The sequence below is a fragment of the Planococcus sp. APC 3900 genome, from assembly GCF_030407735.1.
Lineage (GTDB): Bacteria > Bacillota > Bacilli > Bacillales_A > Planococcaceae > Planococcus > Planococcus notacanthi.
This window is the reverse complement of record NZ_JASDCT010000005.1, coordinates 111,431-123,927: the sequence shown is the minus strand read 5'-3', so window position 1 is coordinate 123,927 and position 12,497 is coordinate 111,431. Positions and strand designations below refer to the sequence as shown.

Below are 12,497 nucleotides of genomic sequence, written 5' to 3'. Positions count from 1 at the left end.
CGCCATGTTATGGATGGCTATACTATACATGAAGCCTATGGAAACGTCAATAATCGTTGGGAATACAGGCATTTTGAGGAGCTTTCAGGTTATAATAGAAGAAACAAGCGATTGGAGCGGAAGCATGGAACTGGAAAAAATAGAGCGATGCCAGAACGAAGTAAAGAAAATCTATGATTTGTTTGATGCGAGCCATGACTGGCAGCATATTGAGCGCGTCATGAAAAACGCCAAAACGATTCTGGAACAGGAGTCAGCAGATGCCTTCATTGTTGAACTGGCAGTGCTGCTGCACGATGTATCGGATCCGAAATACAAAAAACCTGAGGAAGATTTGGAAAGTGATATCCTGGATCGTCTGGAACTTCGGGACGATCAGCGCCATCACATTCAGGAAGTGATCGGTTCGGTGTCCTTTAAAGGCGGCAACGGCAAGCCGGCATCGAGCATTGAAGCGAAAATCGTCCAGGATGCGGACCGTTTGGATGCCATTGGGGCAATCGGCATTGCGCGTGCGTTTGCCTACGGCGGCGCAAAAGGACGGAAGTTGTACGATTGGCACGAAAAAGCACGCACCGAAATGACGGAACAGGAATACCGGAATGCACCAACCAGCAGCGTCACGCATTTCTATGAAAAGCTATTGCTGCTGAAAGATCAAATGACTACGGAAACTGGTAAGCAGATGGCTGAAGAACGCCATGAATTTATGCTATCCTTTTTAAAGCAACTTCAAACAGAAACGGATGGGAATAAATGAGCCACTTAAATATTTCGAAATTAACCAAAACAGTAGGAGCCAAAACATTATTCAAGGACGTCGAATTTTCATTGTATCCAGGAGAACGTGCCGGCTTGATCGGCGTCAACGGAACAGGGAAATCGACTTTGATGTCCATTTTGGCAGGAACGATGGATGCCGATAACGTTGTCATGGACCATCCGAAAAAATACCGGATCACGTATTTGATGCAGGAGCCTGAATTCGATGAGTCGTTGACGGTACTCGAAACAGTGTTCTCGGGCGATTCGCCGTTATTGGCGTTAAACCGCGCTTATGAGAATGCCTTGAAAAATATGATGATTGATTCAAGTTCTACGCAATTGCAGGATGAATTGATGGAGATCCAGGAAAAAATGGAACAGGACAACGCATGGGATATCAACGCCTTGGCAAAAACAGCCTTGTCGAAACTGGGGATCGACATGTACGACCAAGTCGTCAGCGAACTGTCAGGCGGACAGCGGAAACGTGTAGCGCTTGCTAAAGCGTTGATCGAACCGGCTGACTTGATCCTGCTGGACGAGCCGACCAACCATTTGGACGCCGTTTCAACGGAATGGCTGCAGGAAACATTGCTGCGCATGGATTCAGCGATGCTTTTCGTTACGCATGACCGCTACTTCCTGGATGCAGTCTCGACCCATATATTCGAGATTGCTGACCAAACTATGTATACACATAAAGGGAACTACGGCGATTACCTGGAAAACAAAGCCATACGCGACGAAATGAACGCATCGTCCCAGCAAAAACTCGAAAACCGTTTCCGTTCAGAATTGAAATGGATTCGCCGCGGAGCGAAAGCGCGTTCCACCAAGCAAAAGGCGCGTATTCAGCGTTTTGATGAAATCAAAGAAAGCGTCCAAAAAGAAAACGACAATACGTCTCTTGAACTGTCGATGCAAAGCCAACGCCTCGGCAAGAAAATCATTGAAGGCAAGAATATGGGCGTCGCTTATGGCGACAAGCAGATTTTCAGCGGCTTTGATTTCCTTCTGCAGGGTGGAGACCGCATCGGAATCGTCGGGCCAAACGGCGCCGGCAAATCCACTTTGATGAAAATGCTGGCTGGAGAATTGGAACCGACTACTGGCCAGATGGAATACGGCAGCACCGTTAAAATTGCTCACTTTACGCAGCATTTGCCTGAAATGGACGAATCGCAGCGGATGATTGAATACATTCAGGAGACATCAAGTGATTTTGAAGCGGAAAAAGGAGTCCGCCTGTCCGCAACTCAAATGCTTGAACGCTTCTTGTTCCCGTCGAACGGCCATGGCACGCAAATCGGCAAATTGTCCGGGGGCGAGCGCAAACGCTTGTACTTATTGAAGCTATTGATGGAACAACCAAATATCCTGTTCCTCGATGAGCCGACTAACGACCTGGACATCCAGACGCTTTCTGTTCTGGAAGATTTCCTCGAAAACTTCCCGGGTGTCGTCATCACCATTTCGCATGATCGCTTTTTCCTTGACCGCATTGCGCGGAAACTATGGACGACTGGCACTGGCCAAATAGAAGAATACCAAGGTTTGTATTCCGAATTCATTAAAGAAAAAAACAATCCGGTGGCTCTGGCTGAGCAGGAGCTTGTTGAAAAGATTGCGGCTGACCCTGTAGAGCCGGCGAAGCCGAAAAAGAAGATGAGCTACAAAGAACAACAGGAGTACGATGGCATCCTGGACAAGATAGCAGAAGCGGAAGAAAAAATCGAAAAACGCGAAGAAGAAATGGCGGCGGCAGGAGCAGATTACGACAAATTGGCGAAACTGACTCAGGAAGTCAATGAACTGACAGCCGAATGCGACACATTGATTGAACGCTGGACCTATCTTCAGGAAATTGCGGAAGCATGATCTACTAATTGCAGGAGGGATTTTTTGTGAAAATCATTACCATTGAACCGACACCAAGCCCGAATACGATGAAAGTGATCATCGATCAGGAATTGCCGTTTGGCAAAAGCCATAATTACCATAAAGACAATCTGGAAGGCGCTCCAAAAGAAGTTCAGGAGCTGCTGAAGATTGATGGGGTAAAAGGCGTTTATCACGTGGCCGACTTTTTGGCAGTCGAACGCATTTCAAAGTTTGACTGGGAATCGATTTTGGCACAAGTCCGCAATGTCTTCGGTGAAGATCGAGAACATTCGAGCGAAGAAATCGAGTTGGATGAGCATTACGGCGAGGTTTATGTACATGTTCAGGAATTCAAAGGAATTCCCCTTCAAGTAAAAGTCTTTGATAACAGCTCTGAAGAACGCTTTGGCATGCCTGAGCGCTTTATCACTGGGATGAAGCTGGTTATGGACCCCACAGAGGAAAATTACCTGCTGCAGCGCAAATGGGCTGATTACGGCGTCCGTTACGGCGATAAAGGCGAAATCGGCAAAAGCATGGTCGAAGAAATCGAAGCTGCTTATCCACAAGAACGTTTGGATGCACTCACTGCAAAAGAAGACACCGAACAGGCCGACTCGGCACCGCGTGGACGGAGAATTACAGTTGACGAATTCAATGCACCTGACTGGGAGACCCGTTTCCAGCTGCTTGATCAGATGATTGAAGCGGATATCGACGACCTGCCATTGCTGTCTTTGGCATTGGATGATGAAAAAATGTCCATTCGCCGCCAGGCTGCCATCTTCCTTGGCGATATCGATGATAAAGCTGTAGTGCCTTACGTTGAACGCGCCATGAAAGACAAGAGCTGGGCTGTCCGCAGAACGGCCGGCGACACCATCAGTGATCTGGGCTTTGAGGAATTTGAGCCGATCATGATGGAAACATTAGGCGATAAAAACAAATTGGTTCGTTGGAGAGCTGCCATGTTCCTTTACGAAACCGGCACAGAAGCCGCGTTGCCGGCCCTGAAACAGGCAGAGGACGACCCTGAGTTTGAAGTGAAGCTTCAGATCAAGATGGCCATTGCACGAATCGAACAAGGCGAAGATGCCAAAGGTTCAGTTTGGAAACAAATGACTGAAGCCAGACAGGCAATGAAAGAAGAATAAAGTGAATGGCCGGTGACTGAAAAGTCGCCGGCCTTTTTTTGATTTTCAGCTTGCTGGATAAAATTAATGTTTCCAAGAGTCCATTAAGAGGTAAAGTGCTGTTAACCGACAGAAAAAAGGGAGTCATCATTTACTAGGAGGAATTGAAAATGGAAAACAGCGTCTATTCAATGGAGATTTTATATAGCGGAAAGTATGAATCGTGGGAGTTTGAAGACCGCCATAAACGCGATGAATTTTATCGGAAAGTGGTCAAGCAATTCGATGGCCAGAAAGTGAAAGGACAGGAAGAGGATGTGGAAGATACGCAAATTGTCCAGTTGTCTTCCAACAACGTGGAAATCAAAGAAGATGGAAAATACGATCAGGATACATCCTATGAATGGTTTGAGTACGATATCTTCAGCCAGATGCTTGATTTCATCAATAAGGAATATGACAAGCTAGATAAGTTGAAGAAATAATGCAATATAGTCGATATTCCGCAAAACAGCTGCGCTTGCCGGGGGCTCGCGCTGAACTAACTCGGGCTAAATGCCCGAGTGGATTTCAGCACTTCGCTTGATCCCCAAGGCGTCTTCGCTGTTTTGCTCCATATTTTTAGAGATTTCTCTCCAGGCAGGCGCGGCTCCTGAATGGACGGGAGCTTTGTTCATAGTGCCAGAGATTTTATATGCTATCTCTCTAGTTCGACTTATATAGGATAAATTTTAAAAAAGAGGGAAGGTGGAAGAGCATGAGACTGAACAAAGAACAACTGGAAATAATTGCGAAAACATTAAATGACAAAGGTGTCAGCAAGGTTTGTTCTGCTTGCGGAACAAAAGATCCGGTCATCGTCGATGAATTGCTGTTTCTGGGTAAATCAACGTCCGGAAAATTTCCGGTGATCGTCACAGGATGCGGCCATTGCGGAATGACGCAGAACTTCGCAGTCAATAGGTTGGTGCCAGAGCTATTCAACAATATTCTTCCTGAACAGCAAAATTGAACAGGAAACTGAATGCTGCCTGAGAAGGCAGTATTTTTATGTTAAGCACACCTCATATAGGTGTCTTGACTATTATTCTCTTACTTGTTAATGGGCATTTAAAACTACTTTCTATGACTTAATAGATAAAATCGGTACTTTAAGCAAAAAATATTAATAAATATTAGGTCCATGTATACGTTTAATGATGATAAGTTTATGATATCTTTTAAGTATACATAGGAGGGTTTCAGTTGAATCTTACAGTCAATGGCATTGTATTAAATGAAAAAAGAAGCTCGTTGATCATTAAAGAGCTTTTGCGAGAGACGAGTGCAGAGCATCCGGAGGATGTGGAAGAATATTTAAAAGAATATACGGTAGAAGAAAACGGGACTACCCTTACTCTTCGCCCACCAACTGCTGAAGGCATTCAAATCTCATTATTCAAGTCATCCTGAGGGATGGCTCTTTAATTTGACCAATATAGAGTAAATAGAAAATAAAGGAACCGCCGTTTTAAAGGTTCTTTTCAAAGTTTCTGAAATGCTGTATATTGATTAGAGAAAAGAGTGATGATATGGGCAGTGCAGTATTTCCAGCGAAAAAGAAAAAAATAGAAGCGATGATAAAAAAATATGGTGAAGACATGACGTGGCATGTGTTCAAAACGAATTTTAAAGAAGATTATCCAGAAGATTGGGCACTGATTAATGCCGCTTTTGAAAGCTACCAAAAAAACACCAAACGTGGCAAGAACCACCCCATGCCGCATCCGGATAAATACTTGAAGAATTTGTATACCAGTTTTTCAACCAAATAATGTCTCAAAAGAGCGTCCTTATGGGCGCTCTTTTTCTTTTAAAAAGGAGTTGGTGAGGTGAGAAAAAATGGTATAGTTGGGGTAATAAGTAACGGAGTCAGGAGGAGAACTGGTAGGCAAATGAAACGATATCAAATCTGGGAGGATTAGCCATGGCCATCAACGCTGCTGAATCAAAAACACAACGATTTTTGAAAGATTGGAGTTTATTCGAAAAGAGTTGGCTCCTCATTTTCACTGCCATTAATATCTATTTGTTTTTTGCTTGGGACGACACGCTCCTCGGCCTTATCAGTTCTCTAAGCGGCATGTTATGCGTCTTGCTGGTTGCAAAAGGGAAAATCAGCAACTATTACTTTGGAATTATCCAGACCTCTACCTACGCGTACATTTCTTTCACTTACGGATTATACGGGGAAGCGATGCTCAACGGACTTTTCTATTTCCCGATCCAATTTATCGGGCTCTATTTATGGCATCGCAACACCATCAGGAACAAAGACAGTGTGCAGGGTGAAGACGTCATCGTCAAAACCATGAAAATGAGTTCTTGGCTTTATACCGTAATTGCCATCATCATAGGAACAGTTTTATATGCAATTTTACTCCAGACAATCGGCGGACGGTCTGTCGGATTGGATTCTGCAACGAATGTGTTGTCTGTTACAGCGCAGATTCTGATGCTGAAACGATTTGCTGAGCAATGGCTGTTCTGGATTTTGGTCAATATTCTTTCCATCGCGCTGTGGGTCATTACGCTTGATTCAACAGGAGGCAACGATTATACATTGGTGGTAATGTGGACTGCCTTCTTGTTTAATTCCATGTACGGCTATTACAATTGGAGAAAGATGGCCAAAAAGCAAGGGCTGGAAGAAGGAGCTGTTTAACAAATGATAGGAAAAGTTGGAATGTATGGCGGCAAGTTTTTGATTATCCATCAAGGGCATGTCAGTGCCATGATCCGTGCCAGTACGATGGTCGAGGAATTGCATATCATCCTGACGCATGACGAGAACTATGAGCGGGAATTTTATTTCAAGGGGACGACCATGGAGCCCATTCCCTTTCATCAGCGGCTTCGCTGGTGGAACGAACTCACAAAAGACCTGCCGCATGTTAAAGTGCATGCTGTTGCAGAAAAACAGACAGGCGAATTCTACGACTGGGAGAAGGGTGCTGTCGGCATCAAAGCGGCAATTGGAAAAGAAATCGATGTGGTCTTTAGTTCTGAACATGCCTATGGCGACCATTTCGAAAAGCTTTATCCAAGTGCGAAGCACGTCGTCCTGGATGCGGAGCGCCGGACCTATCCGATCTCGGCCACGCAAATACGCGAAGAAGGCGCCATGAAACATTGGGCGATTATTCCTCACGTAGTCCAGCCTTACTTTGTCCGGACCGTTGTCGTGGTGGGAACCGAAAGCGCCGGGAAGTCGACCTTGGTCAAGAACCTGGCAAACCTGTACAATACCAGCTATGTGGAAGAATACGGGCGCAAATTCTATGACCATATCGGTGCCGAAATCGCGATAGAATCCGATTTCCCGAAAATCGCCTTCGAGCATAAATACCATGAAACAGAACAGGCCAAACGCGCCAACAAGCTGCTCTTTATCGACACAGAAGCGAACGTCACCCAGTATTTCTCCTGGGCCTATCTGGGCTATGAGCAACCGGTCTTAGACCAAATCGCAGCCCTGCAGAACTATGACCTGTGGCTTTTCCTTGAACCGGATGTGAAATGGGTGGATGACGGCACCCGGTTGTTCGGCGAACAGACGATTCGGGAGCGCAACAACGATTATTTGAAAGCCATACTGGACCGCCAGAACATCACCTACCATTCCATTAGCGGGAATTATCACGAACGTCTCGAACAGGCGATCGAGCTGGTTGATGAAATTTTGGAGGAGAAGCTTTATGGGGAAACAAATGAATAAAGTCTATTGGATACAGGTTGAAGGTGAGAGCTCTTGGCTTGTGTCTTTTTTTGTGGAGAGGGATATGGAGGCCATACAAAAGATATATAAGAAAAAAAGGCCAAAATAGTTCAACGTGTATGAAGTTGAGCTGAAAATCATTATTTAGGTAAACTCAAATACTGGTGTACATACGATAAATTCATCTTGGTATGGCCATCAAAGTATTCCATATTGCTAGAAATGCAGCTTCAACAATAATTAGAAGGCCAATTTCCTTAACCAAGCCTATAAAGCAATTTTCTTTTCTCTGCTTTTTCATCTCATAATCGACCTCTTATTCTTAAGGATTTTTTAAGTAGAGTTTCCAAACTTTTTTTAAAAAAAGAAAACAAAAAACCTCCCGATTAAGAGAAGTCAATTATCATCAAGCACATGAATTTTTTCATTAATAAATTCAGCTGCTTCGTCAATGGAGGTAAAGTGCTTTGTTATTTCCTGTTCATTGGAAGTGATTTCAAGAATGAATGTTTCTTGAATGCAGATAACTGTTAGCGTCTCATCGCTTCCTTTAACTGCAAAGGTATGAGTGATGTTGGAGTTGTTGAAATTACAAATGATCTGCAACAGTTCTTTGATGTTTTCTAACTTCATGAAAATCAGGCTCTTCCTTTTCAGACGTAGTTTTAGACGGAGGAAATGAATCTCGTTGCCCGGGTCCACTTCTTGGTATGCCCAATACTGAGCAAAAGAAAACCCCTGAAAAAATCAGGAGCTGACTGGAAGTAGGTTAGCACTAAGATAGTTGTCGATAAACAAAGCAGTCTCGTCCATAGATGCATTTTCCCACAATTGATTTGTTGCAGCATCGGTAACAGAAAACATTTGAATTGCTGCTATGAATTGAACTGATAAGCTTCTTGTTTTGTCCTCAGAAGCAAAAGTCTGAGTGATATTAACCGATGAATAGTCGTGCATCGTTTGTAGAAAACTTTTGATGCTATTGAGTCTCAAATAGACCACGCCTTTCCTAATGGAAAGTGACTAAGAAAAGTCTTAAGAATCCATAAAATCATACAAGTAACTATAACACAGGATGGAAACTTACGTCCTTGATGTTCAATGCTGTTGTTGTATTGCTTTGGATTACCATTCCTATTTTATTTCTGAGCGGCTACCGTGTTTTTTGAAAAAGAAACGCGTACAGGCTTCTGGAGTTGTGCGGAAGTTCAATACAATGCAGAAAACAAAATTTGGATAGGCCATATATCTAACAAACGTGCACAATTGACGAGCGCCGCTATAAATTTGAATCCATGCAGGCCGGCAGTGATAGAAAAAGTCCGAAATCGAAAAACTAAATTGCGATGATGACGAAGGTCCAATCTGATCATGGTCGATAGGTCGGTCGCTGAGGGTAATTATCCTGAAAGAAGTCGATCCTCATTTCAAGGATTTTTTGTTCGGCTAAAATCAAAATTTTCAGTTCCTGGTAGGTGGTTGCGGCAACTCGAAAAGAATCCAGATTAAATCTCGAAACTTCACGGCATAAAAGCCTGGTTTTCTTATTAAGAAAACTCAGGTGAGTCTACAAAAAAAACCTCCAAAACCCCACACTATGAAATCCCAAGCCATCTGGGTTACACTAAAGATATAATCCAAATGAAATGAGGCGAAAGCATGAACGCATATGATGAGTACATGAAAGGCATAGTTGTGCCTATGCGCCAGGAATTGACGGGTGCAGGATTTAAAGAGTTACTGACAGCAGAAGAGGTAAACGAACACATGAGCAGTTCTGAAGGAACAAGTCTTGTTGTGATCAACTCGGTTTGTGGTTGTGCAGCAGGATTGGCGCGTCCAGCGGTTCTGGAAGCATTGAATACGGCAGAAGCGAAACCGGATCACTTGGTGACGGTATTTGCCGGACAGGATAAGGAAGCAACTGCGCAAATGCGCAATTATTTCGAGGAAGTTCCTCCGTCATCTCCATCGATTGCGGTGCTGAAAGACGGCCAATTGGCATATTTCATTCCGCGTGAACAGATTGAGGGTTATCCAATGGAACAGATCCGCGACCATTTGGCGCAGGTTCTTGAACAGGTGGCTGCCCAGTGAAGACGGTAGTCACAACCGCGTACCGGCCGACCACAGCCACGCTGGAGTGGGCCGAACGTGTTTCGGCAGACCTTTCGCTTTTGCAGGTCCCGCGCAATAAACGTTCCATCGACAGAATGCATGCGGATGAAAAAGCGGATCTTGTGGTCTGTTTGAAGGAGCGGCTCGAGTTTTACCCGAGAGGTAAAAGCGAGCCGTTCTTTTTTCATCCGAATTCGGCAGCGTTCCGGACAAAGCGTCCGCTTGAACAGGATCCGTTGATCGACGTATCCGGCCTTCAGAGTGGTGATTCTTTTTTGGATTGCACTTTGGGCCTGGCGTCTGATTCAATTGTGGCTTCCCAGCGTGTCGGAGAGGAAGGTAAGGTGTATGGCTGCGAAAGCCATCCAATCTTCGCTTACGTCGTTCGGCAAGGGCTCGGGCAATACAATGGTGTGCCGCATCTGGATGAGGCGATGAAGCGGATCGAGGTGATTTCTTCTGATGCTGTATCGTTCTTGCAGACGCTTGACTCTGACTCCATTGATGTGATTTACATGGACCCGATGTTCACAGAGGAAATTACGGAAGCGTCCAACTTCACCCCATTGCGTGGACCGGCTGACCAAGGGCAGTTGACGGAACAATGGCTCACAGAAGCAAAGCGTGTAGCGCGTAAATCCGTTGTGCTGAAAGCACATTTCCGTTCGGAGGATTTTGAACGCTTCGGCTTTACCCGTCGCGTACGACCCAATACGAAATTCCATTACGGCGTAATCCTGTGCCAAACACAAAAATAAGCAACAAAAAAACTTCCTGGCTTTCAGGAAGTTTTTTTGTTGCTTATTAATCCGTAATTGAAAGTGAAGTCAAGTATATAAGCATGAATAGAAGACCTAATCCGATCAATAATGATGCATCCACAAAAATTCCTCCTTTTCAAAAAAACAAGGCATTGTATATAACTTTATTGTACAATGAATCTCAAGAAGATGAAACCTTTACACAGGAAATTCGTATAAATAAGCAAACGCGTTACTAAAATGTTCATAAATGAAAAGGTGATGTTGATGAAAAATTGGTGGAAAAAGTCGCTGATGATTACAGTTGCCGTATTGACATTGGGCGCAATCTCCCCGAACCACTTGATCTGGGAGTCCCTTTTGGACGAAAAAGGCCAACCGAAATCACATGCAGCGCAAAGCGATAACAAACAATATGTCTATGATTGGATTGACCCGAGCGAATTTTACGATACCGGCGACTCCTTCATCCACTCCGTGCACCAGTCTGCCGAAGAACAGTCCTACATAAAATTTGGTTCACGCATTGGGCCAGTCATTCAGGGTGAATTCCAAACATCTGTGCTGCCGAACATCCAACGGGCCATCGATCTTCATTTGGCGAACTTGGACTCAGGCAAACTGAAAAAATTGGCGATTTCCGAAAAACCGTCAGGCGATTACTCCGAAAAGATTTTCCATGTCTACGATACCGAAACCAATAAAGACGAAATCCGTTTCCATGTAAGAACCGAGAAAAAACCGCAAGTCGGCTATTCCTTCAATTTTCATTATCATTTGGCCGAGGATAACTTCCAAAAACACATAACTTTGGGCGACATTTACTGGTCTAAAAATACTCCGCCGAAATGGCTTTCCTAAACCGTTCACTTTGTGACGGTTTTTTGTTTGGATTTTTATAGTTTCATAATTATTTGTATGAAAAGTGTCTTGATACGCAGTTTTTGTTATGATTAGACTTAACAATGGAGGCGATTTACATGAAACAATATTTAGATTTATGCGAACATATTTTACATAACGGAGCACAAAAAGAAGATCGGACCGGAACCGGCACGTTGAGTGTTTTCGGTCATCAGATGAGATTTGATTTAAATGAAGGATTCCCATTAATGACTACAAAGAAAACAGCATTCCGCTTGATAGTCTCAGAGCTTCTTTGGTTCATCAAAGGCGACACCAATGTTCGGGCGTTGCTTGAAGACAATAACCACATTTGGGACGAGTGGGCGTTTGCGCAATGGGTGGCAAGCGATGAATACGCCGGCCCCGATATGACCGACTTCGGCCGCCGTGCCCAAAAAGATCCTGAGTTTGCAGAACTGTATAAGATCGAGATGCAGGGCTTTCAGCGTAAAGTAATCGAAAATCCAGTGTTTGCAGGAAAATACGGCGACTTAGGTCCGGTTTACGGCAAGCAATGGAGATCGTGGGCCACCACAGAAGGAGGCACCATTGACCAATTGAAGAACGTCATCGAATCCATCAAGAAAAACCCGGATTCCCGCCGTCACCTGGTCACTGCCTGGAACCCGGAATTCATTGATGACATGGCTTTGCCGCCATGCCACATCATGTTCCAGTTTTACGTAGCGGACGGAAAACTGTCTTGCCAGCTTTATCAGCGAAGTGCAGATGTCTTTTTAGGCGTGCCGTTCAATATCGCTTCTTATGCATTACTGACGCATCTGATAGCCCGTGAATGCAATTTAGAAGTCGGTGACTTTGTCCATACAACAGGCGACACGCATCTGTACTCTAACCACTTGGAACAAGTGAAGGAACAGCTGACGCGCGAACCAAAACCGCTGCCGACTTTAAAAATCAATGAAGAAGTCGAATCGATTTTCGACCTGACCTTATCGGACATTACAATAGAAGGCTACGATCCACACCCACGGATCAAAGCGCCGGTTGCTGTCTAACATTCTATCAAGTATGTTTGGACATATGGACATTATTGATTGTGTATAAACCATGTATAAATTATGTCAAATAGTTATTTATACATTGATATGGAGCAAACTTGCGTAGACTCCAGCGAGACAGCCGAGACCCCAAAGGGAGCTCAGCGACCGAGGA

The 12,497-nt window shown here is 44.4% G+C and carries 14 protein-coding genes; 13 read left to right on the top strand and 1 reads right to left on the bottom strand.

Translation table 11 applies throughout. The annotated features are described in order from the left end of the window. The first annotated feature begins 124 nt into the window (after positions 1 to 124). The 9 genes from QMA04_RS11790 (at position 125) to nadR (ending at position 7,536) form a co-directional block, all read left to right on the top strand. Positions 125 to 760, top strand: coding sequence for an HD domain-containing protein (locus tag QMA04_RS11790; protein ID WP_191714329.1), 636 nt, complete (start codon positions 125 to 127; stop codon positions 758 to 760). Next, entirely contained in the window at positions 757 to 2,643 is a 1,887-nt protein-coding gene (locus QMA04_RS11785; protein WP_290185968.1) for an ABC-F family ATP-binding cassette domain-containing protein, read from the top strand. Before QMA04_RS11790 ends, QMA04_RS11785 begins: the two co-directional genes overlap by 4 nt. 26 nt (positions 2,644 to 2,669) lie before the next feature. Next, on the top strand, positions 2,670 to 3,800 hold the full coding sequence (locus tag QMA04_RS11780) for a conserved virulence factor C family protein (RefSeq protein ID WP_290185967.1): 1,131 nt from the start codon (positions 2,670 to 2,672) through the stop codon (positions 3,798 to 3,800). 149 nt (positions 3,801 to 3,949) lie between these two features. Next, entirely contained in the window at positions 3,950 to 4,264 is a 315-nt protein-coding gene (locus QMA04_RS11775; RefSeq protein ID WP_191714332.1) for a hypothetical protein, read from the top strand. A 272-nt stretch (positions 4,265 to 4,536) separates the two neighbouring features. Then, positions 4,537 to 4,791: a hypothetical protein gene (locus tag QMA04_RS11770; RefSeq protein WP_191714333.1), complete on the top strand. Its 255-nt coding sequence runs from the start codon at positions 4,537 to 4,539 to the stop codon at positions 4,789 to 4,791. 233 nt (positions 4,792 to 5,024) lie between these two features. Beyond that, positions 5,025 to 5,231: a hypothetical protein gene (locus tag QMA04_RS11765; RefSeq protein ID WP_290185965.1), complete on the top strand. Its 207-nt coding sequence runs from the start codon at positions 5,025 to 5,027 to the stop codon at positions 5,229 to 5,231. 119 nt (positions 5,232 to 5,350) lie between these two features. Then, positions 5,351 to 5,593 carry a hypothetical protein gene (locus tag QMA04_RS11760; protein WP_290185964.1) on the top strand — a complete coding sequence of 81 codons (243 nt, stop codon included), beginning with the start codon at positions 5,351 to 5,353 and terminating at the stop codon, positions 5,591 to 5,593. Between the two features lie 152 nt (positions 5,594 to 5,745). Beyond that, positions 5,746 to 6,483, top strand: a complete 738-nt coding sequence (pnuC, locus tag QMA04_RS11755; RefSeq protein WP_290185962.1) for a nicotinamide riboside transporter PnuC — start codon at positions 5,746 to 5,748, stop codon at positions 6,481 to 6,483. 3 nt (positions 6,484 to 6,486) lie between these two features. Continuing rightward, positions 6,487 to 7,536: a multifunctional transcriptional regulator/nicotinamide-nucleotide adenylyltransferase/ribosylnicotinamide kinase NadR gene (gene nadR / locus QMA04_RS11750; protein ID WP_356781385.1), complete on the top strand. Its 1,050-nt coding sequence runs from the start codon at positions 6,487 to 6,489 to the stop codon at positions 7,534 to 7,536. Positions 7,537 to 7,932: 396 nt separating this feature from the next. Here the strand turns inward: nadR and QMA04_RS11745 are convergent, their stop codons facing one another. Continuing rightward, the gene (locus tag QMA04_RS11745; RefSeq protein WP_191714337.1) at positions 7,933 to 8,169 is read right to left on the bottom strand and encodes a hypothetical protein; all 237 of its coding nucleotides are present in this window, start codon (positions 8,167 to 8,169) and stop codon (positions 7,933 to 7,935) included. A gap of 1,026 nt (positions 8,170 to 9,195) precedes the next feature. Here QMA04_RS11745 and QMA04_RS11740 point away from each other — a divergent pair. The 4 genes from QMA04_RS11740 (at position 9,196) to QMA04_RS11725 (ending at position 12,340) form a co-directional block, all read left to right on the top strand. Further along, on the top strand, positions 9,196 to 9,633 hold the full coding sequence (locus QMA04_RS11740) for a BrxA/BrxB family bacilliredoxin (RefSeq protein ID WP_203339560.1): 438 nt from the start codon (positions 9,196 to 9,198) through the stop codon (positions 9,631 to 9,633). Continuing rightward, complete coding sequence (locus QMA04_RS11735) at positions 9,630 to 10,412, top strand: class I SAM-dependent methyltransferase (RefSeq protein ID WP_290185960.1); 783 nt, start codon at positions 9,630 to 9,632, stop codon at positions 10,410 to 10,412. The genes QMA04_RS11740 and QMA04_RS11735 overlap by 4 nt, the downstream gene beginning before the upstream one ends. Positions 10,413 to 10,682: 270 nt before the next feature. Continuing rightward, positions 10,683 to 11,276 carry a YpjP family protein gene (locus QMA04_RS11730; RefSeq protein ID WP_191714340.1) on the top strand — a complete coding sequence of 198 codons (594 nt, stop codon included), beginning with the start codon at positions 10,683 to 10,685 and terminating at the stop codon, positions 11,274 to 11,276. Between the two features lie 119 nt (positions 11,277 to 11,395). Then, the gene (locus QMA04_RS11725; protein ID WP_191714341.1) at positions 11,396 to 12,340 is read left to right on the top strand and encodes a thymidylate synthase; all 945 of its coding nucleotides are present in this window, start codon (positions 11,396 to 11,398) and stop codon (positions 12,338 to 12,340) included. Positions 12,341 to 12,497: the final 157 nt, after the last annotated feature.